Raw genomic sequence first — 23,458 nt, 5'->3', positions numbered from 1 at the left:
CATTGCTCTGACCGATCGGTCAGGATCTGACCGATCGGTCAGGCATGCTGGTTGGCGGAGGTGACCAGCGTGCGACGGGCGGAACCGACGACCCGCGACGAGATCCTGGCCGCGGCGACACGACGCTTCGCGGCCACGGGCTACCGCGGTACGTCGTTGCAGGACATCGCCACCGAGGTCGGCTGTTCGAAGGCCACGGTGCTGTACCACTTCGCGAGCAAGGAGGCCCTGCTCGCCGAGCTGATGGCGCCCGCCATCACGATGCTCCGGGCGCTCGACGACACCCTGGCCGGGCTCACCGGCCGGGCGGCGCAGGAGACCGCGGCCGAGGGGTTCGTCGACCTCGCGGTGCGGTTCCGGCGGGAGATCGCCCTGCTCCGGGGCGAGTTCCCCGAGCTGCTGCAACAGCCCGCGTTCGCCCACATCCAGCAGATCTCCGAACGGCTGCTGGCCGCCATGGCCGGCGGCAGCGACCGGCCCGCCGCCCGGATCGCGCCCATGGTGCTGCTGGCCGGCATCTCCGAGGCGTGCGCCGAGTTCATCGACGTACCCGACGACGAGCTGCGCCCCGCGCTGCTCGCCCTCGCCCGGCGGACCCTCGAACTCGTCCCTGACCAATCCTCGACCTCGGACAAGGAACCCTGATGGCGACCCTGCTCTACCGGCTCGGCCGGGGCTCGTTGCGCCGCCGGCGACTCGTCGTCGCGGTCTGGCTCGTCGTACTCGTGGGTCTCGGCCTGGCCGCCGCGTTCCTGCGCGGCCCGACGGCCAGCAACTTCACGATGCCCGGCACCGAGTCACAGCGTGCTCTCGACCTGCTCTCCGAACAGTTCCCGGCGGCCAGCGGCGCCACCGGCACCATCGCCGTGAAGGCCCCCGCGGACGGCCAACTGGCCACCCCGGAGGGCCAGGCCGTGGTGAAGGAGATCGTCCAGGAGGCCGCCACGGTGCCCGGCGTCGTGGGCGCCGTCGACCCGTTCACCGTGGGGGCGGTCTCCCAGGACGGCCAGTACGCGCTGGTCCAGGTGCAGTTCGCCGACACCGCCGACGAGCTGGACGACGCGCAGCGCGAGGCGTACGAGCGAGTCGGGGCGTCGGCCGAGGCGCGGGGCTGGCAGGTGGCACCCGGCGGCGAGGCGCTCAACAGCGTGCCGGAGGTCGGTTCCACCGAGGCCATCGGCGTGGTGGTGGCGGCGGTCGTCCTCGTGATCACGTTCGGCTCGCTCGTGGCCGCCGGGATGACCATGCTGAACGCCCTCATCGGCGTTGCCGTCGGCATGGCCGGCCTGTACTCGCTCAGCAGCGTCGTCGAGCTGACCAGCGTCACCCCGATCCTCGCGCTGATGCTCGGCCTCGCGGTCGGCATCGACTACTCCCTCTTCATCACCTCACGGCACCGGCAGTACCTGCTCGAAGGGCTGAGCCCGGACGAGGCCGTCGGCCGGGCGGTCGGCACGGCCGGCTCCGCCGTGGTCTTCGCCGGCGCGACCGTGGTGATCGCGCTGGCCGGGCTCGCCGTGGTCGACATCCCGTTCCTGACCTCGATGGGTCTCGCCGCCGCCGGCACGGTGACCCTGGCCGTGCTGGTCGCGATCACCCTCCAGCCCGCGCTGCTCGGCTTCGCCGGCCGGAAGGTGCTCCCCCGCCGCCTGCGCGGCGCCGTCCCGGCCGCGGCGGAGGGCGAGGACGCCGCCGGCCCGGCCGAGGACCGGTCCGGCTTCGGCTTCCGCTGGGCGCGGCTGGTCATCCGGCTCCGGGTGCCGGTCATCCTCGTCGGGCTGCTCGGCCTGGGGCTGCTCGCGGTCCCCGCGTCGGACATGCGGCTCGCCCTCCCCGACGCGGGCACCGCGCCCGTCGGCTCGCCGGCCCGGGTGTCGAACGACCTGATCACCGAGGGCTTCGGCCCGGGCTTCACCGGCCGGCTCGCCGTGGTGGTGGCCGGTGACACGCCGCAGGCCACCTCGGCGGCCGTACCCCAGGTGACCGCCCTCGTCCAGCGCACGGGGAACGTGCTCGCGGTGGCCCCGCCGCAGCTCAGCCCGGACGGTCGGACGGCGCTGCTCGGCGTGGTGCCGAAGACCGGGCCGACCGACGAGGCCACGGAGACGCTGGTGCACGACGTCCGCGACGCGGTCGGCGGGATCAGGGACGCGGACGTGCTGCTGACCGGCGCCACCGCGATCGGCATCGACGTGTCGGAGAAGCTCGCCGACGCGCTCCCGATCTACCTGTTCCTGGTGGTGGGCCTCTCGGTGCTGCTGTTGATGCTGGTGTTCCGCTCGCTGTTGGTGCCCGTCAAGGCGGCGCTGGGCTTCCTGCTCACCGTCGCGGCGACCTTCGGCATCACGGTCGCGGTGTTCCAGCAGGGCCACCTCGCCGACCTGGTCGGCCTGGACACGCCGGGCCCGCTGATCAGCTTCCTGCCGATCCTGCTGATCGGCATCCTGTTCGGCCTCGCCATGGACTACGAGGTCTTCCTGGTCTCCCGGATGCGGGAGGACTTCGTGCACGGCGACACCGCCCAGCAGGCGACCATCAACGGCATGGGCCACGGCGCCCGGGTGGTCACGGCGGCCGCGCTGATCATGATCTCGGTGTTCGGTGGCTTCGTCTTCTTCCTCGACGACCCGATCATCAAGTCGATCGGCTTCGCGCTCGCCGTCGGGGTGGCCATCGACGCCTTCGTGGTGCGGATGACCATCGTGCCGGCCGTGATGTCCCTGCTCGGCCGGGGCGCCTGGTGGCTGCCGAGGTGGCTCTCCCGCGCCCTGCCGAACGTGGACATCGAGGGCGAGGGGCTGCGCGCCCACCTCGCCGACCAGGCTCCGGCCCCGGTCGGCCAGCGCGGCTGAACTTCGGCCAGCGCGCTCAACCTCGGCCGACGCGGCTCGACGTCGGGCAGCGCGGCTGAACCGGCGGGGTCCGCCCCGGTGTCCCACCGGGGCGGACCTCGCCCGTCCGGGCGGTAGACGATGGCCTCCGGTCAGCCGCGCACCGCTCGCGCCAGGTCGGCCGGGGTGCCGGCCATGATGGTGCGGGCGTGCCGCGCCACCTGTTCCGCGGGCCAGTCCCACCAGGCGAGGTCCAGCATCAGCCGCACGTCCGCCTCGTCGAAACGCCGCCGGATCAGCCGCGCCGGATTCCCGCCCACCACGCTGTACGGCTCGACGTCGGCCGTCACCACCGAGCCGGCGGCGACGACCGCACCGTCGCCGATCCGTACGCCGGGCATCACGAGGCACCCGTAGCCGAACCAGACGTCGTTGCCGACCACGGTGTCGCCCCGGCTCGGCATGCCCATGACGACGTCCAGGGTGGCGTCCCGCCAGGCGCCCTCGAACATGGCGAACGGGTACGTGGAGACCCCGACCATGGGGTGCGCTCCGCCGGCCATCAGGAACCGGGTGCCGGTGGCGATCGCGCAGTACCGGCCGATGACCAGCCGCTCCGGCCCGTAGGCGTACAGCACGTTGGTCCGCTCGAAGTCGGTCGCCCCGGCGGGGTCGTCGTAGTAGGTGTACTCCCCGACCTCGATGGTCGGTGAGGTGACGACGGGCTTGAGGAAGGCCACGCGGTCGAGCCCGGGCAGCGGGTGGGGGGTCATCGGGTCGGGGACGGCTGGCATGCGGCTCCTTCCCGCCGCCTCGACGGCGGCACGACATAAACGCAACATCAGTTGCGATAGCATCAGCATGTCATCCGCCACGGCCAAACGCAACCGGAGTTGCTTTTGTCACCAGAACGCGCGGCCCGCCCCGGCGGCCGGAGCGCCCGGGTCCGCGCCGCCGTCCGCGCGGCCACCCTCGCCGAACTCGCCGAGAAGGGCTACCAGGGCCTGACCGTCGAGGCCGTCGCCGAGCGCTCCGGCGTGCACAAGACCACCGTCTACCGGCGCTGGGGCGGCGTCGAAGGGCTGATCGCGGACGCTCTCGAACTGGCCAGCGGCGAGCCGTGGCCGGTGCCGGACACCGGTGACCTCACCGGCGACCTGCGGGCGCTGGCCCGGGAGGTCGTGCGCGGCTTCACCGACCCGGAGACCGGGCCGGTCGCCCGGGCCTTCGTCTCGGCGGCGGTGCAGGATCCCGCCGCCGCCCGCGCCCTGCACGCGTTCCTCGCCGCGCGGCACGAGCAGTCCGCACCGGTCGTGCGGCGGGCGGTCGCACGGGGGGAACTACCCGCCGACACCGACGCCGCCGAGGTGGTCCGGACGGCCGTCGCCCCCCTCTACTACCGGCTGTTCGTGAGCGGGGAACCCGTCGACACGGCGACCGCCGACCGGGCCGCCGACGCCGCAGCGGCCGCCGCCCGAGCCGGCGTCCTGCGCGCCCCGGCGGAGCCGGGGGTCACACCCCGGCGGGATAGGTCTCCATCTCGCCGGGGGTGCTGACCGCCGGCAGGGGGTGCAGCGCCGTGGTGTCGTCGCACCAGATGAAGGCGTCGTACCGCTCGGACAGCCGCGTCGGCACGTAGTTGCCCCACGACTCGAACGTGGGGTCGTACACCACGCCGATCGCCCGGTGGTCGATGGTCTCGGTGGCCCACCCGGGCTGGTCGTCGCCGCCGAACACCAGCACCGCCCGCTCCGGCATCAGCTCGTGCAGCCGCCGCTCGATCGAGCCCTGTCGCGCCGGCGGCACGACCATGGCCTCCGACGGCGAACCCCAGCGCGGCGCCGCGACGACGGTGCCCCGGTAACATCCGAAGCCCACGAGGACGACGGCGTCGGCGCCGTGCCGCTCCCGCGCCAACTGGCCGATGTTGACCATCCCGTCGGCGGTCATGTCGGTCGCCCGGGCGTCACCCACGTGTGTGTTGTGCGCCCACACCACGCCGCGCGCGTCCGGGCCGTACCGGTCGAGCAGCCGGTCCAGCGTGTCCTGCATGTGGGTGTCCCGGATGTTCCAGGACTCCGGTCCCCCGGCCACCATCGCCCGGTAGTAGCGCTCCGCGCCCGCCACGACCTCGGCGTTCTGCCAGGTCGAGAAGCGGTCGGCCCCGTCCGAGAGGGCCTGCTCCCGCGTACGTGCCAGCAGCCGGACGACCTCCTCCTCGCAGCGTGCGGAGACGAACCGGCTGGCGATGCCGTACTCCTCGACGCGCCGGCCGTACGGCTCGAAGCAGCGGTACGCGTCCTGGGCGGCCTCCAGCGACCCGGGGTCCTCCTCGCCGAGGTAGTCGAAGATGGCCTGCATCGACTCCCAGAGGCTGTAGACGTCCAGCCCGTGGAAGCCGACGCGCGCGTCGGCCGGCCGGTCCGCGTTCCACGACCGCAGCCAGCGGCAGAAGCGGGTCACCTCGGCGTTCGACCACATCCACGTCGGCCAGCGCTCGAAGCGCTCCAGGGCCGCCATGGGCTCGACCGCGCCGCCGGGGGCGGCCGTCACCGAGCGGTGCACCCGGTCGCAGTCCGGCCAGTCCCCCTCGACCGCCACGAACGAGAAGCCGCACTCCGCGATCAACCGGCGCGTCAACTGCTCCCGGAGGCGGTAGAAGTCGTACGTGCCGTGGGTGGCCTCCCCGATCATCACCACGCGGGCGTCGCGGACGCGCTCCAGCAGGGGGTCGAAGTCGCTCGGCGCGCCGAGCCGCTGAACCAGCATGCCAGCGGCTACCCGGCCGCCCGGCGGGCAAACCGCCGTGCGGCCGGGGCGGGAGGATCGCCCTCCGCCGGCCCGCCGGACCGCAGGCCGGACGACCGCCCCCGACCGGTCTGCCCGCCGTCCGTTCCGGCGCCGCGCACACCGCCGGGGGTGTGCGCCGCGCCGGAACGGGTAGCCGCCCGGCATGACCGTCAGCGGGGTGCAGTGGCAGGAGTTCCTGGCCGGGCTCGACTACCCGGTCTCCCGCGAGGACCTCGTCCGGTGGGGCCAGGAGAACGGGGCCAGCACGGAGATGTTGCAGATGCTGCGGGCCCTGCCGGCCGAACAGTTCGACTCCCCCGCGGAACTGCACGAGGCGCTCGGCACCCTCGCCTGAGGGTGCTCAGCGGGCGTGCAGCAGGCGGAACAACACCAGCCACTGCTCCGGCCAGACGTACCCGACGGGCGTGTCCGGATCCAGCCGCGTCGCGCGCAGCGCCGCCGCCAGCCTCGCCGGCGGATGGCGCCGGCGCAGCGAGGCCGCGAGCGAACCTCCCGCGCCGCCGAAGCCCAGCTCCACCATCCGGTGGTACGCGGGCAGCGCGGCCCGGGGCACCAGCGGCTCGGGCCGCCGCTCGATACGCAGGATGCCGGCGTCCACGCGGGGCACCGGACGGAACGCCGTCCGGGGCACCCGCCCGGCGAGCCGCCAGGAGAACTCCGGCCAGGTCGCCACCGTGAGGCGGGACCAGCGGCCGTAGTCGCCGCTGCGGCGGCGGGCGTACTCCAGTTGCGTGAGCAGCGTCGCGGCCCGCAGCCTCGGCGCGGCGAGGCACCAGCGGACCACCGCCGAGGTCAGTGACCAGGGGATGTTGCCGACCACCGCGAACGGCTCGTCCGGTGGTTCGGCGGTGAGGAAGTCGACCTGCCGGCGCCGGACGTTCGGCAGCGCGGCGCAGACCGCGGCCAGCTCGTCGGCGACCGACGGGTCGACCTCGTACGCCACGAGCCGCCCGCAGCGGGCGGCCAGGGGCCGGGTCAGCTGGCCGCGGCCGGCGCCGACCTCCAGCACGAGGCCGTCCGGGTCGGGTCGGGCCGCCCGGACGACCCGGGCCACCGCGGCCGGGTCGACGAGGAAGTTCTGGGAGAGTACGCGACGGGACCGGTCGCGTTCGGTTGCTCGGGTACGGCGGGGCGCCACGTGTCGTCGTCCTGTCTGCCGCCGTCGGCGGCGGGCCGGACGGGCAGCCCGGAGCGGGGCCCGTCCGAGTGGATGGGGACTCGGACGGCCCTGGAGGTGGCGCGGGAGTGCGTCTGCGGTCAGTCGCGGGTCGCGTCCCGGCCGACCAGGGCCGGACGCCGGACTCGCGGGCGGGACGCCAACAGGGGGCCCCGGCCGGCCGGCGTGCCGACCAGCTCGATCAGGGCGAATGCGCACATGGCCGCCAGGCTAGCCGACCCCGGCCGCCCCGACGACCCATTAACCCCGCCCCGCCCCCGGGCGCGCCTCCGCCCGCGAGCCCCGTTGATCATGAAGTTGCCGTCACGACACGCCGACACGGCGGGCGACAACTTCATGATCGACGGCAGCAGGCAGTCCCGGGTGCCGGGTGGGGGTCCGGGGGGCGGGTCAGGCGGGGACGGTTACGGTGCGGGACTCGGCGCGGGCGGTCTCGGCGGCGGCCAGCACGGCCACCACCTCCCGACCGAAGCGCACGTCGCACCGGTGGTCCCGGGTACCCGCGTCGATCTCCTCGAGCAGCTGGTCGATGGCCACGCCGAAGGCCACCGCCGGCTCGTTCTGCCCGTTCGGCACGGTCTCGATGCCGTTCTCGCCGTAGAAGGCGAACTCCCGGGTCACCGCCTCGGTCGGTGCGTCCAGGGTCAACGAGGCGCTGCTGGTGGCGCCCCCGTCGTGGGTGAGCAGCAGGTGCACGAGACCGCGGGTGCCGTTCACCGCGGTCACCGTCTCCACCCGGCCCATCACGGGCAGGAGGATCGACAGGGCGTGCGGGCCGATGTCCCAGAGCGCGCCGTGCTCGCGCCGCCACTGCGACTCGCCGTACGGGCTGCCGGGCTGGAAGATCGACGCGAACATCGTGGCCCGGGCGTGGTGCCAGCCGCCCGCCGCGGCGGTTGACGCGAGGAACGCCGTCACGTTCGGCTGGAACCGCTGGGTGAAGAAGACCACCGAGGCCACCCCGGAGGACTGGGCGGCGTCGACGATCCGGTCGGCGTCGGGGAGGCTCAGCGCGAGCGGCTTGTCCAGCAGCAGGTGCCGCCCCGCGGTGGCCGCCCGGACCGCGATGTCGGCCTGGATGTCCGGTGGCAGGGCCACGGCCACCGCGTCGCACGCGTCGATGAGCGCGTCCACGTCGTCGAAGGCGGGTACGCCGTACCGGTCGGCCAGCGCGGCGGCCCGCTGCGGGTTGCGGCCCCAGACGCCGGCCAGCTCGGCGCGCGGGTGCGCGTCGAGCGCCGCGCCGTGCGTCTCCATCGCCCAGTGACCGGTGCCGAACAAACCGAACCGCAGCACGAGAACCCCCGCCGTGTCATCCGCCGCGGCGGCGCCGCGACACTGATCCACGCTAGTCGCCCGGCCCCGCCCGCGCGGGCGCGGGGGCAGGTCGGGGCGGCCGGGACGGCAGGTCGGGGCGGGCAAGGGCGGCGGTTACTACGACGGTTAGTAGGCTGTGCCGGTGACCGTGCCAAGGACCGGGTGGCCCCGATGACCGGCGCCGCCGCGGCGGGTTCGCCGGTGGACGGGTTCCTCGCCACCGCGTCGATCGTGCTGTCGCTCGTACTCGCGCTGTGGAGCCTCGTGTCGGCGGTGCGCAACCGGCCGCCGGACCGCTGGCAGCTGATCGGGTTGGGCGTGCTGGAGCTGGCGCTGCTCGCGCTGGCCGTGGTGGCGCTGGTCGCCCTCGCCGGTGGCGAGCGGCCGGGCGAGCCGGGCGCCTTCTTCGGCTACCTCGTGACGCTGGTCTGCCTGCCGCCGCTGGCGGCGGTGCTGGCCCGGATGGAACCCACGCGCTGGGGATCCGGGATCGTCTGCGCGGTCTGCCTGGTGACCCCGGTCGTCGTGGTCCGGCTCCAGCAAACCTGGGAGGTGCTCGGTGGTTGACACAGCGGAGACGGCCGCGCCTCGGCGCACCACCAACCGGGGCCCGGGGCGGTTGCTGATCGCCGTCTACATCCTCTTCGCCATCGCGGCGACCTCGCGGGCCGCGCTCCAGATCGCGACGAAGTTCGACGAGGCGCCGGTGGCCTACTCGCTGTCCGCGGTGGCCGCGCTCATCTACATCGTGGCGGCGGCCGGGCTGGCCAGGGCCGGCCACGCGGGGCGGCGGCTGGCCCTGGCCTGCTGCTCGGTGGAGCTGGTCGGGGTGCTCGCGGTCGGCGTCCTCAGCCTCGCCGACAAGGCGCTCTTCCCGGACGAGACCGTCTGGTCGCAGTTCGGCAGCGGGTACGGGTACGTCCCGCTGGTGCTGCCCGTGCTGGGCCTGGCCTGGCTCTGGCGCACCCGCGACGCGTCCCGCTGACCACCGCCGGCGCGGTCTCAGGCCCGGGGGCCCCCGGCCACGTAGATGACCTGGCCGGAGACGAAGGACGCGCCCTCGCTCACGAGGAACGAGATGGTGTGGGCGACGTCCTCGGGGCGCCCCACGCGGCGGACCGGGATCTCCGCGACGGCGTGCTTCTGCAGCTCGGCGAAGTCGACCTTCATCCGGGCGGCGGTCGCCGCGGTCATGTCGGTGACGATGAACCCGGGCGCCACCGCGTTCACCGTGACGCCGAACGGGCCCAGCTCGATGGCGAGGGTCTTGGTGAAGCCCTGCAGGCCGGCCTTGGCCGCCGAGTAGTTGGCCTGGCCGCGGTTGCCCAGCGCCGACGTGCTGGACAGGTTGACGATGCGCCCCCACTTCCGCTCGACCATGTGCCGCTGGGCGGCCTGGCTGAACAGGAACGCGCCGCGCAGGTGCACGCCCATGACCGTGTCCCAGTCGGCGTCGGTCATCTTGAACAGCAGGTTGTCCCGGAGCACGCCGGCGTTGTTGACCAGCACCGTCGGGGCGCCGAGCTCGGCGGCGACGCGCTCCACCGCCGCCTTTACCTGACCCCGCTGCGCCACGTCCGCCCCGACGCCGAGCGCGCGGCCCCCGGCGGCCACGATGGCGTCGACGGTCTCCTTGGTGGCCGCCTCCTCGATGTCGACCACGGCGACGGCCATGCCGTCGGCGGCGAGCCGGCGGGCGGTGGCCGCACCGATGCCGCGCGCGGCTCCGGTGACGATGGCGACGCGGGGCTCCTCCGACATGACTACCTCCCGGTAACTTGGCTCGATCGAAGGAGCTTAGCCCCACCCGCCGGCCGGCGTCAGGCCCGCGTCAGCAGCCCCGGCGCAGCCGGATCCAGCGGTAGCCGTAGCCGGCCAGTTGGAGGCGTTCGAGCTTGCCCACGTCGCCGTAGCCACGGTCGCTGAGCACGTCGATCGGCTGGTCCGCCTCCGGCTGGAGCAGGCTGAGGTCCACCTCCACGTCCTCGGTGCCGAGGTTGTGCAGGAAGACCATGGTCCCGGTCGGTCCGTCGGCGCGGTGCGCGAGCACACCCGGCGGCATGGGGACGTCGATGTGGGTGGTCGACCCGGACCCGATCTCCGGGGCCTCGCGCAGCGTACGGATCATGCGCTCGAACCAGGCGAGCAGGGACCTCGGGTCGCGGCGCTGGGCGGTGACGTTGACCGTCTGGTAGCCGTACTCGCCCTTGTCGATGACGGGACGGACCAGCTTGTCGGGCGGCGCCGTGGAGAAGCCGGCGTTCTCCTTGAACGACCACTGCATGGGGGTACGGATCGCCTGCCGGCCCGGCAGGGACAGGTCCTCACCCATCCCGATCTCCTCGCCGTAGCGCAGCACCGGCGTGCCGCGCAGCGAGAACTGGAGGGCGTACGCCATCTCGATGCGCCGCCGGTCGTTGCCGAGCATCGGGGCGAGCCGCCGCCGGATGCCCCGGTCGTAGATGCGCATGTCCTCGTCCGGGCCGAACTGCGCGTACACCTGGTTGCGCTGCTCGGCGGTGAGCCGGGACAGGTCGATCTCGTCGTGGTTGCGCAGGAAGGTGGCCCACTGCGCGCCGACGGGCAGGGCGGGCGTGTCCCGCAGTGCCTCGATCACCGGCTCCGGGTCCTGCCGGGCCAGCGCGAGCATCAGCCGCCCGTTGAGCATGAAGTCGAACAGCATGTGCAGGCGGTTGGCGGACCCGCCGCTGTCTCCGAAGTAGACGGGCAGCTGGTCCGGTTCGACGTTCGCCTCCGCGAGCAGGATCGCGTCGCCCCGGCGCCACTGGACGTGCTGGCGGAACTCGGTGAGGAGGTCCAGGTCCTTCGGGGAGTTCGCGTTGCCCGGCTCGGTGAGTTCGATGATGAACGGCACGGCGTCCATCCGGAACCCGGAGACGCCGAGCTGGAGCCAGAACGACATGATCTTCTTGACCTCGGCCCGCACCGCCGGGTTGGCCATGTTGAGGTCGGGCTGGAAGCGGTAGAAGCGGTGGTAGTACCAGGCCCGGGCCGTCCGGTCGTACGACCAGGTCTCCCGCTGCTCGCCGGGGAAGACCATGCCCTGCCGGCGGTCCGGGGGCTCCTCGGCGGACCAGACGTACCAGTCGCGGTACGGCGAGTCCGGTGAGGAACGCGCCGACTGGAACCAGGGGTGCTCGTCGGAGGTGTGGTTGACCACCAGGTCGATGATCACCCGGATGCCCCGGTTGCGAGCCTGGTGCAGCAGTTCGGCGAAGTCCCCGAGGGTGCCGAAGCGCGGGTCCACGTTGTAGAAGTCGGTGGCGTCGTAGCCGTCGTCCCGGTTCGGCGAGGGGTGGATCGGGTGCAGCCAGAGGCAGGTGACGCCGAGCCGGGCGAGGTAGTCCAACCGGCCGATGAGCCCCTGGATGTCACCGACGCCGTCACCGTCGGAGTCCGCGAACGTGTCGATGTCGAGGCAGTAGACGACCGCCTCCGAGTACCACCTGTCGCCCATGCCCCGTTGTCTTTTCCGATCCGTCGCCCGGGCAAACGGCGACGGGTCAGCGAGGGTACCGTGCCGATCATGGAGACACCCCACACCGAGCCGGTCGACTGGTCCGCCGGGGCGTGGCTGCGCCCGCCGGTCCGGACCGAGCGTACGCCCGACGGCGGGCTGGTCGTGGAGCCGACCGCCGGCAGCGACCTGTGGCGGCACACGAGCTACGGCTTCGTGCACGACGACGCCCCGGCGCTGCTGGCCCCGCTGCCGGCCGGCACGGCCATGGAGGTGAGCTTCCGGCTGGAGTGGACGGAGCAGTTCGACCAGGCCGGCGTTCTGGTGCGGGTGGACGAGCGGAACTGGATCAAGGCCGGCGTGGAGGTCAGTGACGGCGCGCCGCAGGTCGGTGCGGTGGTGACCCGGGAGGTGTCGGACTGGTCGGTGGCCCCGGTGCCGGAGTGGGCCGGGCGCGAGGTGACCGTCCGGGCCAGCCGGGCGGGCGACGCGCTCACCGTCCGCGCGCGGGTGGCCGGCGAGCCGTGGCGGCTGGTCCGGCTCGCCCCGCTGGCACCGGAGGCGGAGGCGGTCGCCGGTCCCTTCTGCTGCTCGCCGAGCCGGGGCGGGCTGCGGGTGCGGTTCACCGGCTGGCGCCGGGGGCCGGCCGACGCCGCGCTGCACCCGCAGGAGTGACGGCGGCCGTACGCGAGGTGTGACATCCGCGCCACGGGGTACGGAGGTGCGATCCCCGTCGCCGCGGAGAGGATCGTCATGTCACTGGCCCAGGACGTCGACCCGACCCAGCTCGGCGGGCTGACCGGCTGGGTGGCCGGGGTGATCGACGCGGCCGGGCTGGTCGGCGTGGCGCTGCTGGTGGCCCTGGAGAGCGTCGTCCCGCCGATCCCGAGCGAGATCGTCCTGGCCCTGGCCGGTTTCCTGGCCGGCGAGGGCCGGTTCAACGTGGTCGTCGTGGGGCTCGCCGCCACCGCCGGATCGCTGGCGGGCGCGCTCGTCCTCTACTGGATCGGCGCCGTCGTGGGTGAGGACCGGCTCAAGCGGTGGCTCGACCGGCTGCCACTCGTGGACCTGGACGACCTGGAGCGCGCCGACCGCTGGTTCGAGCGGTACGGCAACTGGGCCGTCTTCTTCGGCCGGATGATGCCGGTGGTGCGCAGCCTGGTGTCCGTACCGGCCGGGGCGAACCGGATGCCGCTGGTCCGGTTCGTCACGCTGACCACGCTCGGCAGCGGCGTCTGGAACGCCCTCTTCGTGGGCGGCGGGTACGCCCTGGGCTCCCGCTGGCAGCAGGTCGAGCGTTACAGCACCTGGTTCGACTACGGCATCCTCGCCGTGTTCGCCGTCATGATCGCGCTCTGGGTGGTGAAGAAGGTCCGCCGCCGGGGCGCGCGCCGCGACCGGCGGTCGGTGACCGCCGGTCGCTGACGGGATGTCCGGTGGGGCCGGTGTGGCACGCGCCGCGTGCCGCTCAGCCGTACTGGGCGGTGATCGAGGTGAACTCCCACGTGTTCTGGGCGATGCCCGAGCAGTGGGCGACGACTCCCCCGCCGGGGCAGGGCCGGTCCCGGTTGACCGACCAGAACGTGAACCGGGCCAGCGAGCGAGCCTCCGCCCAGTCACGGATCTGCGTCCAGGTGGCCGGCGAGGTCAGCTCCTGTTGGTCGGAGAGCCCGTTCATCCCGGAGATCCCCATGTGGGCGTACGCCGTGGCGTCGGACCAGCCGAACGCGCTCTTCAGAGTGTTCTTCAGCCCCTCGGCCGCGCTGACGGTGCTCTGGTACATGTTCGCGCCGCCGCCGAAGTTGAACGGCATGATGGTGAACACGTCGATGTCCGCCCCGAGCGCGGCGGCCCGGTTGACCAGCCGGGTGCCCCAGTACGTCGGGCCGGTGGTCGCCGTGCCGAAGGTGATGATGGTCTTCAGCCCCGGGTTGTTCTGCTTGACGATCTTGAGCGCGCCGAGGATGCGGTCCTGCACCACCTCGTTCTCGAACTCGTCGCTGTTCTCGATGTCGACGTCGATGGCCCGCAGCCCGTACGCGTCGATGACCTGCTGGTACGCCCCGGCCAGCGCCTGCGCCGACGAACAGTTCGGGCCGAGCTTGTTGCCGCTCCAGCCGCCGATGGACGGGATGACGTCGCCGCCCGCGGCCCGGATGGCGGCGATGGTGGCGGCGTGGGTGCCGCCGGTGAGCGGGCCGGAGCCGTCCCAGGCCGGGGTGCAGCCGCCGCCGGAGAGGATGAAGGCGATGGTGAACCAGCGGATCCCCGTGGCGCCCATGACCGTGGCCGGTGCGGGCGGGTCGCCCCAGCCGGGGTAGAGGTAGGGCGCGGCCGCCATCGGGCCGCCACCGCCGGTGCAGCCGGAGGTGGTCGCCGACACGGGCGCCGACCGCGCCGACTCGCCGGCCGAGTTGTACGCCGCCACGGTGTAGCTGTGCGCCGAGCAGGCCGCCAGTCCGGAGACGGTGGCGCTCGTGCCGGTGACGGTGGCCCGCACGGTCGAGCCCTCGTACACCCGGTAGCCCGTGACGGTGCCGCTGGAGGCGTTCCACGCGAGCGAGACCGACGACGTGGTGGTGCCGGTGACCCGCAGGCCGCTCGGGGCGCCGGGGGTGCCCGGGCCGGGGCCTCCGCCGCCGCAGGGGCCGCCGTTGACCGTGCAGTTGGTCGGGTCGCCCGTGCCGGCGACGATGAACCCGAAGGTGGTGCTCGCACCGGGCGCGAGCGTGCCGTTCCAGGACCGGTTGACCGCGGTGACGTGCTGACCGGAGGTGGTCAGCAGCGCGTCCCAGTACGAGCCGACGGTGCTGCCGGCCGGCAGGTCGAACTGGACGTTCCACGAGGTGATCGTGGTGGCCGTGTCGTTGGTGACGGTGAACTTCGCCTCGTACCCGGTGCTCCAGCTGGCGGTGCGGACGAAGGCGGCGGTGGCGGCCGACGCCGGTGGCGGCGCCACGACGGTGGCCGCGACCAGGGCGGCGGCCAGCGCGGCGGCGAACGTCGCCGCGCGTGGGGGACGGAGTTTCACGGGTGGCCTCCTGGGACCGCTGGTGGTGGGGGTGTGGCCCGCCCTGCGGGCGGGGGTGGCGCCGGCCCGCAGGGGCAGGCCGGCAGGAGGGTGGTGCGCCGGCCCGCGCGGGCCGGCCGGGGCGGTGCGCCGGCCCGCGCGGGCGGGCCGGGGCGGTGCGGTCAGGGCAGGGTGTCGAGGTGCGGCGCCACGGTGCGGGCGAAGCCGTTGCCGTTGGTGACGTCCCAGTTGATCGACCAGGTCATCGCGCCGCGGAGGCCCGGGTAGGTGCGCGGCGGGCGGAAGCTGCCGCAGTTGGTGCCCCGGGTCAGGCAGTCCAGGGCCGCGTTGACCACGCTGGGCGCCACGATGCCGCCGCCGGCCGCGCCCGGCCCGGCGGGCAGGCCGAGCCCCACCTGGTCCGGGCGGAGTCCGGCCTCCAGCTGGATGCAGGCGAGCGCCACGATGAAGTTCACGGTGCCCTGCGGGTACGCGGCGTTGTGGTCGCAGCCGAGCATCGCGCCGGAGTTGTAGTACTGGGTGTTGACCACGGTGAGGATGTCGCGGATGTCGAGCGCCAGCTTGAAGTAGCTGCCGGCGGGTGACTGCATGTCGATGGTCTGGGGGGCCATCGCGATGATCAGGCCGGCGCCCGCCTTCGCCCGCAGGGCGCGCAACGCCTGCGCCATGTACGTCGGGTTCAGTCCGTTCTCCAGGTCGATGTCGACGCCGTCGAAGCCGTACCGCTGGATCAGGGCGTACACGGAGTCGCTGAACGCGACGGCCGAGGCGGCGTCGTTGACCGACACCCGGCCGGTCTCGCCGCCGACCGAGATGATCACCTTCTTGCCCCGGCTCTGGAGGGTCCGTACGTCCGCCGTGAAGTCCGCGTCGGTGTAGCCGCCGAGCGCGGCGGAGAGGCCGGGGTCGACGGCGAACGTGACCGCGCCGGGGGTGGCCGTGGCCTCGGCGAAGGCGACCGCCACCAGGTCGTACTCGGCGGGCACGTCCCGCAGCCGCAGCTCGACGGCCGGGTTGTCGAAGTTGTGCCAGTAGCCGGTGAGCACGTGGGCGGGCAGGCCGGTGGTCGGCGGCGGCGTGGTCGGCGGCAGCGTGGTCGGCGGCGGCGTGGTCGGCGGCGGCGTGGTGGGCGGCGGCGTGGTGGGCGGTGGCGTGGTGGTGGGCGGCGTGGTCGGTGTGCCGCCTCCGCAGGGTGCGCCGTTGAGCTGGCAGTTGGCGGGCGAGCTGCTGCCGTTGCCGAGGAAGCCGAAGGAGACGGAGGCGCCCGGCGCGATGCTGCCGTTCCAGGACCGGTTGGTGAAGGTGTACCTCTGCCCGGAGGTGGTGAGCAGCGCGTCCCAGTAGCTGCCGACGGTGGTGCCGGGCGGCAGCTCGAAGCTGACCGTCCACCCCGTGACGGGCGTCCCGCCGCCGTTGGTGATCGTGTACCTCCCCTCCCAGCCGGTCCCCCAGTCGGCGGTCTTCACGAAGCTCGCGGTCGCCCCGGCGGCGTACGCGGGCAGCGTCACCCAGGCCGCGCCGAGCGCCGCGACCAGCGCGGTGACCAGGGACAGGACGAGGTATCTGGCACGTCTCATGCGACCCTCCACTGCCGAAAGACATCCACGGACGTCAACGTTGGCGCTTATTATTAAGACTGTTAACTGTTCCTGTCCACAGCTGTCCCGGGAAAGATGAGGGCCGGGTCCCCGCCCGCGGCGGAAACCCGGCCCTCGTCGGTTCCCGCCCGCGGCGGGAGCCCAGACCTCCTCGGCGAGGTCAGCGGCGGAAGGTGAACCAGTTGACGTTCACGAAGTCGTTCGGCTGACCGCTGCTGAAGGTCAGGTAGACCGTGCGCCGGCCGGTGACCCCGGAGACGTTGCCGGGCACGGACCGCCAGCTCTGCCAGCCGCCGGTGTTGGCGATGGCGAAGCTGCCGATCGGGGCGCTGGTGGGGCTGTCCAACCGCACCTCCACGAGGCCGCTCACCCCGGCCCCGGCGCCCGAGGCGACCCGGGCCACGAAGTCACGGGGCGGTGTGGCGCCGAAGTCGACGTTGTCGAAACGCACCCAGTCGCCGTTGCGCAGGGCGCCGATGTTCTGCCCGCCCTCGCTGCACGCCTCGACGATCACGCCGTTCTGCGCGTTGAAGGACTCCGCCTGGATGGTCGCGTACGCGTCGCGGACGCTACCCGGCGGATCGGTGGGCGGCGGGGTGGTGCCGCCGCCGCGGCTGTAGACGGCCACGTAGTCGACCAGCATGGGGTGGCCGGGGACCGTCGAGGCGGTCGGCGTGGTGAAGCCGGCGACCCCGTTCGGGAAGCCGCCACCCATCGCCACGTTGAGCAGCAGGAAGTAGCCGGCGTGCCCGGTCATCTGCGTCCAGTACGGCTCACCCACCTGCGTCTGGGTGACCGTGTGGTAGAGCTGCCCGTCGACGTACCAGCGCAGTTGCTGCGGGCTCGCCGCGGCGTCCCACTCGAACCGGTAGGTGTGGAACGCCGACTGGCAGGTGCTGCCCGGGCAGGCCCGGGAGGCGCCGATGCCGTTGAACTCGTTGCACGGGCCGCCGGGCGCGACGCCGCAGTGCAGCACGCCCCACACCGAGTTGAGCCCGTTGACGTTCTCCATGACGTCGAACTCGCCGATGCCGGGCCAGTTCTGGTAGTTGCCCCGGTAGGGCGAGCCGAGCGCCCAGAACGCCGGCCAGTAGCCGAGCGCCTGCGCGCCGGTCACGTTCGGCATCTGGATCCGGCCCTCGATGGCGAGCACGCCGCCGGAGGGCGGCTTGAAGTTGCTCCGTACGGTCTCGATCCGGGCCGAGGTCCAGCGGCCCGCGCCGTCGCGCAGCGGGGTGATGCGCAGGTTGCCGGCGCCGTCGTGGCTGACGTTGGCGGTGCTGTTCGTGTACGTCTGGATCTCGCCGGTACCCCAGTTGGGCGGCCCGCCGGGGTAGCTCGTACCGGTGTCGATGATCCAGTTGGCCGAGGACGGCAGCGTGCCGGCCGCGCCGGTGAAGTCGTCGCTCCACACCAGGCTCCAGCCGGACGGGGGTGGGGGCACCGCCGCGTGGGCGGTCACGGTCACGCCGGCCAGGGCGGTGGTGGCGGCGGCGAGCAGGGCGACCGCCAGCCGTGTCCGGCGTCGTACGGGCAGGGCGGCGCGGGCCGCCGGGGCAGCTTCCATGGACGTGCCTCTCTGCGGGGACGGGGTCGAGAGAGCGCTCTCTCACGAGTTGTACGGGCTCCCCGGACAGTTGTCAACGTCGATCGATCCCGGCTCCGGCCGGGCTGGCCTGCGACCGGCGCAGCACCGCCTGCTCCAGCGCGGTCCAGGCCGTGGTGGTCACGAGGTAGAGCACGGCGGCCAGCGGCAGCACCAGCGCCACGAGCACCGTCGTGTACGGCAGCAGCGGCAGCAACCGGCCGATCAGGGCCGCCCCCGGCGCCTCGGGCGGCGTCGACGCCCCCGTTCCGCCGGCTTCCGCCGCGAGCGCGCCGGCGGCCGCGGCACGGCGCATCCGCCGCGACGACCACCAGGCCAGCGCCGCGAGGGCGGCCAGCAGGACGGCGAACAGCGGCCCGGCCGCCCCGGCCAGCCCGTCGCCGAGGTGATGGCCGAGCGGCACCCCGGCGAGCCGCGCGTTGAGCAGCCCCGTGCCGCCCTCGGTGGTGGTGAAGAGCCGGTACGTCACGAGCAGGAAGGGGGCCTGGAGCAGCATCGGCAGGCATCCGGCCACCGGGCTCGCCCCGGCCGACCGGTAGAGCGCGAAGAGTTCCGTCTGCAACCGGGCCGGGTCGTCCGCGTACCGCCGCTGGAGCTCGCGGACCTGGGGCGCGAGCGCCGCGCGGCGCCGCTCCCCGCGCACCTGCGCGACGGTCAGCGGGGAGATCAGCAGCCGGACGGCCACGGTGAAGAGCACGATCGCGGCGGCCGTGGCGGCGCCGCCGGCGATCGGTTCGAGCAGGGTCGTGAGCTGGGCGAGCGCGGCGCCGGCGGCGCCGACCGCGCCCTGCAGGGGTGCGAAGGCGAGCATGTGGGATCCCTCGGTGGCGAGTTCCGGACGGTCCCGGCGGGCGCGGGGGCCCGGGCGGGACGGATGACGACGGAAATCGGCCGCGGCGCGGGACCGGGTGTCTCCGGCCGGACGGGCGGGGCCCGGCGTGCGGGGTGGCGGACCGGACGCCCCGGCGGGCACGCGGCCCGGGCCGGAGCCGACCGGGTCGGACCCCCGACGGCGCTACGCGACCGAGGGACGGAGGCCGGGTGCGCGGGGACGCGGCCGCCCGGCCGCGTCGGGATCGACCTGGCGGGGCACTGCCCGCAGGCGGGACCGGGCGCGCAGACCGGTGGCCCGCGCCCGGGCCGACGGCGGGGCGCCCACGGCGAGGACGCGGGCCGCCAACAGGGCGGCGAGCAGCACCGCCGCGCCGAGCGCGGCGCCGGCGAGCAGCCCGGCCGGCCGGTCCGCCAGCAGGGTCAGCTGGGCCAGGGCGTACGCCCACAGCCCCAGCGCGATTCCCCGACCGGTCGGCACGGGCACCAAGGTAGGACCCGCTGTCACGCGGTCGAGGTGGAACGCGACACGCCGCCGCCACGCCGGTGGCGCGTTTCCCCGCGTCGCCACCCTGGGTAACCACCGGACCCAACCGGCGCGGAGGGACCGCGGCCGGTGGGAACGGACGGTGATGGGCGATGACGGGCCAGTTGGCGGAGGCGCCGGGGCGGGTGACGGACGGCACCGACCTGCTCACGGTCGGCGTCGAGGAGGAGTTCCTGCTCGTCGACCCGCACACCGGCACCGCGGTCCCCGCCGTCGACCTCGTGCTGGAGCAGGTGCCCCCGGAGCTGCGCGGGCAGGTGGAACGCGAGTTCCAGACCAGTCAGATCGAGATCGGCAGCCCGCCCGGCCTGGAGCTGCGCTCGATCCGGCACTCGCTCGGCGTGCTGCGCGCGGCGCTGGCCGAGGCCGCCGAGCGGGCCGGCGTACGGCTGCTCGCCATCGGCACCGGGCCGGTGGACGGTCCCGTGCCCCCGGTGGTCGACAAGCCGCGCTTCGACCGGATGGTCGAGCGGTTCCGCCTGCTCGTGCCCGGGCCCGGCAACAACGGCATGCACGTGCACGTCGGGGTGCCCGACCCGGAGACCGGCGTGCAGGTGCTCAACCACGTCCGGCCCTGGCTGCCGACGCTGCACGCGGTCACCGCGAACTCCCCGTTCGCCCGGGGCGAGGACACCGGGTACGCGAGCTGGCGATCGGTCGAGTGGGAGCGCTGGCCGTCGGTGGCGCCGACGCCCTACCTGGAGTCGCACGAGCACTACGAGCGGCTGATCCGCCAGTTGATCGCCAGTGGCGTGATGCTCGACGAGGGGATGCTCTACTGGTACGCCCGGCTGTCGGCGCGCTACCCCACCGTGGAGATCCGCATCGGTGACGTCTGCCCGTCGGTGGACGACGCCGTGCTGGTCGCCGCGCTGGTCCGGGCGATGGTCGCGACCGCCATCGAGGACATCGACGCCGGCCGGCCGGCCATCCGTACCGACCACCACCTGCTGGTGGGGGCGCACTGGCGGGCCGCCCACGACGGTCTGGAGGGTGCCGGGGTGGACCTCACGACGGGCGACGTCCGGCCCGCGTGGGACCTGCTGGAGCGGTTCGTCGAGCGGGTGCGCCCGGCACTCGAACGCCACGGCGACTGGGACGACGTGGCCGACCTGCTGGGCGGGTTGCGCCGGCACGGCACGGGCGCGGCTCGGCAGCGGGCGGTGTTCGCCCGTACCGGGCGGCTCGCGGACGTGGTGGAGGACGTCGCACGACAGACCCGCGGGGCGTGACGGATGACTCCCTGCCGCGCCACGGCGCGTGACAGGATGACGTCGTGGCGCAACGGCTGATCGTGATCGGCGGGAACGCCGCCGGGATGGCGGCGGCCTCGCAGGCACGGCGGCGCCGCGACCGGGCCGACCTGGAGATCGTCGCCTTCGAGCGGGGGCACTTCACGTCGTACTCGTCCTGCGGCATCCCGTACTGGATCAGCGGCACGGTGTCGGGGCCGGAGGAGCTGGTCGCCCGCGACCCGGAGACGTTCCGCCGCAGGTTCGACATCGACGTCCGGATGCGGCACGAGGTGGTGGCGATCGACCTGGACCGCCGCGAGGTGACGGCCCGGGACCTGGTCGGCGGCGGCGAGGTGCGGGAACGCTTCGACGAGCTGGTGTACGCGGCCGGCGCCGTGCCGCTCCGGCCGGCGTGGGCGCAGACCGACGTCGAGGGCGTGTTCGGCATGCAGACCCTGGACGACGGAGCCGCGCTGCGCGACTGGCTGGAGAGCGATCCCGCGCCCCGCCGCGCCGTGGTGGTCGGTGGCGGCTACATCGGGGTCGAGATGGCCGAGGCACTGCTCCTGCGCGGGCTCTCGGTCACGCTCGTCGAGCAGGCGGACCAGCCGATGTCCACGGTGGACGGGGACATGGCGGAACTGGTCGTCGAGGCGATGCGCGACCTGGGCGTCCACATCCGGACGGGGCTCTCGGTGAGCGGGCTCGAGGAGCGCGACGGCCGGGTGCGGGGCGTGGTCACCGGCGAGGGGACGATCCCCACCGACGTGGTGGTGCTCGGGCTCGGCGTACGCCCCAACACCGACCTCGCCGCGGACGCCGGCCTGCCGCTCGGCCCCTCCGGGGCGGTCCGGGTGGACCGGCGGATGCGCGTGCCGGACACGCCCGGGGTGTGGGCCGCCGGCGACTGCGTGGAGTGCCTGCACCGGGTCAGCGGCATGCCGGTGCACGTGCCGCTCGGCACGCACGCCAACAAGCAGGGCCGGGTGGCCGGGATCAACATCGGCGGCGGGTACGCGACCTTCACCGGGGTGATCGGCACGGCCGTCACCAAGGTCTGCGACCTGGAGGTGGGGCGGACCGGCCTGCGGGAGACGGACGCCCGGGCCGCGGGGTTCGACTTCGTCTCGGTGGTCGCCGAGTCCACGAGCCGGGCCGGGTACTACCCGGGTACCCGGCCGATGACGGTCAAGCTCATCGCCGAGCGACCGAGCGGGCGGCTGCTCGGGGCGCAGATCGTCGGCTGGTCCGAGGCGGCCAAGCGGATCGACGGCCTCGCCGTCGCGCTCTGGAACGGCATGACGGTCGACGAGATGACGGCCCTCGACCTCGGTTACGCCCCGCCGTACGCGCCGGTCTGGGATCCGGTGCTCATCGCCGCCCGCAAGGCCGTCGACGCCCTGCACGACGGCGCCGGGTAGGGAACAACGCCTCCCGCGGTGCGGGGGCCACCGCGTGAGAACCGGCCGCCGCCGTCGCCCGATTGTGTCGGTGGCGACGGTTAGCGTGCGCGCGTTGTCGGCGACGGCGATCGTCCGGCCGTTCACCCCTTCCCCCGGAGGCACCCCATGGCGCAGGAGACGACCTACCTCGAACTGTCCGAAGTGGACGGTGGTGCGCACAAGTTCTACGAGGTGGTGGTCGAGGACACCGCGATGACCGTCCGCTACGGCCGGATCGGCGACCAGGGCCAGGTCAAGACGACCACCTTCCCGGACAACGCCCGCGCCCGGGCCGCCGCCGCGAAGAAGATCGGCGAGAAGGTCCGCAAGGGGTACGCCCCGGCCGTGCGCGGCGTACGGCAGAAGCGGCCCGTCTCCCGCCGGCAGATCGTCAGCACCCGCTCCACCGCCCGCACCGCCCCCGTGCTCTGGCGCTACGACTCGGGGGCGCCCGCGTTCGGCATCTTCGTCGACGGGCGGACGTGCATGGTCGGCAACGAGCACGGGGTCATCACGACGTTGGACCACGACGCGCGGGTGCTCGCCCAGGTGCGGCTCCCCGACGGCGTGAAGTGCATCGTGGCCGACGACGCGTGGATCTACGCGGGCTGCGACGACGGCAACGTCTACGACCTCTCCGGCAAGGTGCCGCGGGTCGCGTACGCGATCACGCCCGACATCGACATCTACTGGCTGGACATCCACGACGGCGTGCTGGGCGTCTCCGACCGCGAGGGCGGCATCGCCGCCATCGACCACGAGGACGAGTTCCTCTGGCGCCGGCCGGGCCGCGGCCGGTCCGCCTGGATGGTGCGCTGTGACGCCGACGCCCTCTACCACGGCCACTCCCAGGGGGTCACCGGCTACGACTGGCGCACCGGGCGGGAGCTGTGGCACACGCGGACCGGGCCGGTGCTGTTCGGGTGGCAGGAGCGGGAGACCGTCTTCGCCGGCACGGGCACGCGCGAGGTGGTGCGCCTGCGCAAGAACGGCCGCGCCGAGCGCACCTACCACTGCGACGCCGCCGTCTTCTCCTGCGCGACCGCCGAGGGCGGCCGGTTCGTCTTCGCCGGCGACAGCGCCTCGTCGATCTACTGTTTCGACGAGGCCGGCAACCGGCTGTGGAAGCTCGGCACCGGCTGCGGCTCGGCGTACTCCATGCAGTACCACGAGGAGCGCCTCTACGTCGTCACCACGAGCGGCCACCTCGCCTGCATCGACGCCAGCGAGCCGGCGATCCGGGCGGCCGAGGCGGGCAGCGTCCCGGAGGTCGTCGACGTGAAGGCCCCGCCCCGGCTGCCCGAGCCGGCCGCCTGGTCCACCGTGGAGGTCACCACCGACGACCGGGGCGGCGTCGTCGTGCAGTGCGTGGAGCAGGGCGGCCGGCTGCGCGTGCACGTGCTCTCCGACGGCTACCGGCGGGACTGGTCCGTGCAGTTCCCGAAGGGGATCCGGGAGCCGGGGGCCCGCTACCTCGTCACCGAGGTCCGGGAGTCGGGCCGCGGCGGCTTCTACCGGGCGTACGGCGACATCCGCCGGTTGCGCTGAGGGCCG

At 73.8% G+C, this 23,458-nt stretch carries 22 protein-coding genes; 11 read left to right on the top strand and 11 right to left on the bottom strand.

From position 1 onward, the window contains the following. Window positions 1-69 precede the first annotated feature (69 nt). Together D7I43_RS15065 and D7I43_RS15060 are read left to right on the top strand one after the other, a co-directional pair. Entirely contained in the window at window positions 70-645 is a 576-nt protein-coding gene (locus tag D7I43_RS15065; RefSeq protein ID WP_120329144.1) for a TetR/AcrR family transcriptional regulator, read from the top strand. Then, complete coding sequence (locus D7I43_RS15060) at window positions 645-2,852, top strand: MMPL family transporter (RefSeq protein WP_120329107.1); 2,208 nt, start codon at window positions 645-647, stop codon at window positions 2,850-2,852. The genes D7I43_RS15065 and D7I43_RS15060 overlap by 1 nt, the downstream gene beginning before the upstream one ends. 131 nt (window positions 2,853-2,983) lie before the next feature. On the opposite strand, the gene D7I43_RS15055 is transcribed toward D7I43_RS15060, so the two are convergent. Continuing rightward, complete coding sequence (locus D7I43_RS15055; protein ID WP_120329106.1) at window positions 2,984-3,625, bottom strand: CatB-related O-acetyltransferase; 642 nt, start codon at window positions 3,623-3,625, stop codon at window positions 2,984-2,986. A gap of 105 nt (window positions 3,626-3,730) precedes the next feature. Here D7I43_RS15055 and D7I43_RS15050 point away from each other — a divergent pair, with 105 nt between their 5' ends. Beyond that, window positions 3,731-4,387, top strand: a complete 657-nt coding sequence (locus D7I43_RS15050) for a TetR/AcrR family transcriptional regulator (protein WP_120329105.1) — start codon at window positions 3,731-3,733, stop codon at window positions 4,385-4,387. Here D7I43_RS15050 and D7I43_RS15045 read toward each other — a convergent pair. Then, window positions 4,344-5,600, bottom strand: a complete 1,257-nt coding sequence (locus D7I43_RS15045) for an erythromycin esterase family protein (protein WP_120329104.1) — start codon at window positions 5,598-5,600, stop codon at window positions 4,344-4,346. The genes D7I43_RS15050 and D7I43_RS15045 overlap by 44 nt on opposite strands. A 184-nt stretch (window positions 5,601-5,784) precedes the next feature. On the opposite strand from D7I43_RS15045, the gene D7I43_RS15040 reads away from it, so the two are divergent. After that, window positions 5,785-5,976 carry a DUF2795 domain-containing protein gene (locus D7I43_RS15040; protein ID WP_120329103.1) on the top strand — a complete coding sequence of 64 codons (192 nt, stop codon included), beginning with the start codon at window positions 5,785-5,787 and terminating at the stop codon, window positions 5,974-5,976. Window positions 5,977-5,982: 6 nt separating this feature from the next. Here the strand turns inward: D7I43_RS15040 and erm are convergent, their stop codons facing one another. Both erm and D7I43_RS15030 read right to left on the bottom strand, forming a co-directional pair. Further along, window positions 5,983-6,780: an ErmE/ErmH/ErmO/ErmR family 23S rRNA (adenine(2058)-N(6))-methyltransferase gene (gene erm, locus D7I43_RS15035; protein ID WP_120329102.1), complete on the bottom strand. Its 798-nt coding sequence runs from the start codon at window positions 6,778-6,780 to the stop codon at window positions 5,983-5,985. Window positions 6,781-7,209: 429 nt separating this feature from the next. After that, window positions 7,210-8,115, bottom strand: a complete 906-nt coding sequence (locus tag D7I43_RS15030; protein WP_192902159.1) for a Gfo/Idh/MocA family protein — start codon at window positions 8,113-8,115, stop codon at window positions 7,210-7,212. A gap of 192 nt (window positions 8,116-8,307) precedes the next feature. On the opposite strand from D7I43_RS15030, the gene D7I43_RS15025 reads away from it, so the two are divergent. After that, window positions 8,308-8,703 carry a hypothetical protein gene (locus tag D7I43_RS15025; protein ID WP_120329101.1) on the top strand — a complete coding sequence of 132 codons (396 nt, stop codon included), beginning with the start codon at window positions 8,308-8,310 and terminating at the stop codon, window positions 8,701-8,703. Further along, window positions 8,696-9,121, top strand: a complete 426-nt coding sequence (locus tag D7I43_RS15020; protein ID WP_120329100.1) for a hypothetical protein — start codon at window positions 8,696-8,698, stop codon at window positions 9,119-9,121. Before D7I43_RS15025 ends, D7I43_RS15020 begins: the two co-directional genes overlap by 8 nt. A gap of 17 nt (window positions 9,122-9,138) precedes the next feature. On the opposite strand, the gene fabG is transcribed toward D7I43_RS15020, so the two are convergent. Both fabG and D7I43_RS15010 read right to left on the bottom strand, forming a co-directional pair. Next, window positions 9,139-9,897: a 3-oxoacyl-ACP reductase FabG gene (fabG, locus tag D7I43_RS15015; RefSeq protein WP_120329099.1), complete on the bottom strand. Its 759-nt coding sequence runs from the start codon at window positions 9,895-9,897 to the stop codon at window positions 9,139-9,141. Between the two features lie 70 nt (window positions 9,898-9,967). Further along, entirely contained in the window at window positions 9,968-11,614 is a 1,647-nt protein-coding gene (locus D7I43_RS15010; RefSeq protein ID WP_120329098.1) for an alpha-amylase family protein, read from the bottom strand. Window positions 11,615-11,683: 69 nt separating this feature from the next. On the opposite strand from D7I43_RS15010, the gene D7I43_RS15005 reads away from it, so the two are divergent. Both D7I43_RS15005 and D7I43_RS15000 read left to right on the top strand, forming a co-directional pair. After that, window positions 11,684-12,289 (top strand): DUF1349 domain-containing protein, encoded by a 606-nt coding sequence (locus D7I43_RS15005; protein WP_120329142.1) that lies wholly within the window; start codon window positions 11,684-11,686, stop codon window positions 12,287-12,289. A gap of 78 nt (window positions 12,290-12,367) precedes the next feature. After that, on the top strand, window positions 12,368-13,039 hold the full coding sequence (locus tag D7I43_RS15000; RefSeq protein WP_120329097.1) for a DedA family protein: 672 nt from the start codon (window positions 12,368-12,370) through the stop codon (window positions 13,037-13,039). Window positions 13,040-13,082: 43 nt separating this feature from the next. Here D7I43_RS15000 and D7I43_RS14995 read toward each other — a convergent pair whose 3' ends face one another. From D7I43_RS14995 to D7I43_RS14975, 5 genes are all read right to left on the bottom strand, one after another. After that, complete coding sequence (locus D7I43_RS14995) at window positions 13,083-14,645, bottom strand: glycoside hydrolase family 18 protein (protein WP_120329096.1); 1,563 nt, start codon at window positions 14,643-14,645, stop codon at window positions 13,083-13,085. Between the two features lie 161 nt (window positions 14,646-14,806). After that, window positions 14,807-16,222 carry a chitinase gene (locus tag D7I43_RS14990; protein WP_120329095.1) on the bottom strand — a complete coding sequence of 472 codons (1,416 nt, stop codon included), beginning with the start codon at window positions 16,220-16,222 and terminating at the stop codon, window positions 14,807-14,809. A 181-nt stretch (window positions 16,223-16,403) separates the two neighbouring features. Continuing rightward, on the bottom strand, window positions 16,404-17,810 hold the full coding sequence (locus tag D7I43_RS14985) for a carbohydrate-binding protein (protein ID WP_120329094.1): 1,407 nt from the start codon (window positions 17,808-17,810) through the stop codon (window positions 16,404-16,406). Window positions 17,811-17,883: 73 nt separating this feature from the next. Continuing rightward, window positions 17,884-18,660 carry a YidC/Oxa1 family membrane protein insertase gene (locus D7I43_RS14980; protein ID WP_120329093.1) on the bottom strand — a complete coding sequence of 259 codons (777 nt, stop codon included), beginning with the start codon at window positions 18,658-18,660 and terminating at the stop codon, window positions 17,884-17,886. A gap of 204 nt (window positions 18,661-18,864) precedes the next feature. Beyond that, complete coding sequence (locus D7I43_RS14975; protein WP_240032966.1) at window positions 18,865-19,161, bottom strand: DUF6412 domain-containing protein; 297 nt, start codon at window positions 19,159-19,161, stop codon at window positions 18,865-18,867. A 158-nt stretch (window positions 19,162-19,319) separates the two neighbouring features. Here D7I43_RS14975 and D7I43_RS14970 point away from each other — a divergent pair, with 158 nt between their 5' ends. From D7I43_RS14970 to D7I43_RS14960, 3 genes are all read left to right on the top strand, one after another. Then, window positions 19,320-20,459: a carboxylate-amine ligase gene (locus D7I43_RS14970; protein WP_120329092.1), complete on the top strand. Its 1,140-nt coding sequence runs from the start codon at window positions 19,320-19,322 to the stop codon at window positions 20,457-20,459. A gap of 44 nt (window positions 20,460-20,503) precedes the next feature. Beyond that, entirely contained in the window at window positions 20,504-21,883 is a 1,380-nt protein-coding gene (locus D7I43_RS14965) for an FAD-dependent oxidoreductase (protein WP_120329091.1), read from the top strand. A 147-nt stretch (window positions 21,884-22,030) separates the two neighbouring features. After that, a complete protein-coding gene (locus tag D7I43_RS14960) occupies window positions 22,031-23,452 on the top strand; it encodes a WGR domain-containing protein (RefSeq protein ID WP_120329090.1) in 1,422 nt (473 codons plus the stop codon). Window positions 23,453-23,458 lie beyond the last annotated feature (6 nt).

Origin of the sequence: Micromonospora globbae, assembly GCF_003610785.1 — a bacterium.
In the GTDB taxonomy this organism is placed as follows: domain Bacteria; phylum Actinomycetota; class Actinomycetes; order Mycobacteriales; family Micromonosporaceae; genus Micromonospora; species Micromonospora globbae.
Note: the sequence above shows the minus strand (reverse complement) of the source record. Positions and strands in the feature narration are given on the sequence as shown.

Bases quoted from the DNA above. Each gene is read 5' to 3' on its own strand.
- D7I43_RS15060 (WP_120329107.1), top strand. From the start codon at position 645: ATGGCGACCCTGCTCTACCGGCTCGGCCGGGGCTCGTTGCGCCGCCGG.
- D7I43_RS15055 (WP_120329106.1), bottom strand. From the start codon at position 3,625: ATGCCAGCCGTCCCCGACCCGATGACCCCCCACCCGCTGCCCGGGCTC.
- D7I43_RS15045 (WP_120329104.1), bottom strand. From the start codon at position 5,600: ATGCTGGTTCAGCGGCTCGGCGCGCCGAGCGACTTCGACCCCCTGCTG.
- D7I43_RS15040 (WP_120329103.1), top strand. From the start codon at position 5,785: ATGACCGTCAGCGGGGTGCAGTGGCAGGAGTTCCTGGCCGGGCTCGAC.
- D7I43_RS15025 (WP_120329101.1), top strand. From the start codon at position 8,308: ATGACCGGCGCCGCCGCGGCGGGTTCGCCGGTGGACGGGTTCCTCGCC.
- fabG (WP_120329099.1), bottom strand. From the start codon at position 9,897: ATGTCGGAGGAGCCCCGCGTCGCCATCGTCACCGGAGCCGCGCGCGGC.
- D7I43_RS15010 (WP_120329098.1), bottom strand. From the start codon at position 11,614: ATGGGCGACAGGTGGTACTCGGAGGCGGTCGTCTACTGCCTCGACATC.
- D7I43_RS15005 (WP_120329142.1), top strand. From the start codon at position 11,684: ATGGAGACACCCCACACCGAGCCGGTCGACTGGTCCGCCGGGGCGTGG.
- D7I43_RS15000 (WP_120329097.1), top strand. From the start codon at position 12,368: ATGTCACTGGCCCAGGACGTCGACCCGACCCAGCTCGGCGGGCTGACC.
- D7I43_RS14990 (WP_120329095.1), bottom strand. From the start codon at position 16,222: ATGAGACGTGCCAGATACCTCGTCCTGTCCCTGGTCACCGCGCTGGTC.
- D7I43_RS14985 (WP_120329094.1), bottom strand. From the start codon at position 17,810: ATGGAAGCTGCCCCGGCGGCCCGCGCCGCCCTGCCCGTACGACGCCGG.
- D7I43_RS14980 (WP_120329093.1), bottom strand. From the start codon at position 18,660: ATGCTCGCCTTCGCACCCCTGCAGGGCGCGGTCGGCGCCGCCGGCGCC.
- D7I43_RS14970 (WP_120329092.1), top strand. From the start codon at position 19,320: ATGACGGGCCAGTTGGCGGAGGCGCCGGGGCGGGTGACGGACGGCACC.
- D7I43_RS14960 (WP_120329090.1), top strand. From the start codon at position 22,031: ATGGCGCAGGAGACGACCTACCTCGAACTGTCCGAAGTGGACGGTGGT.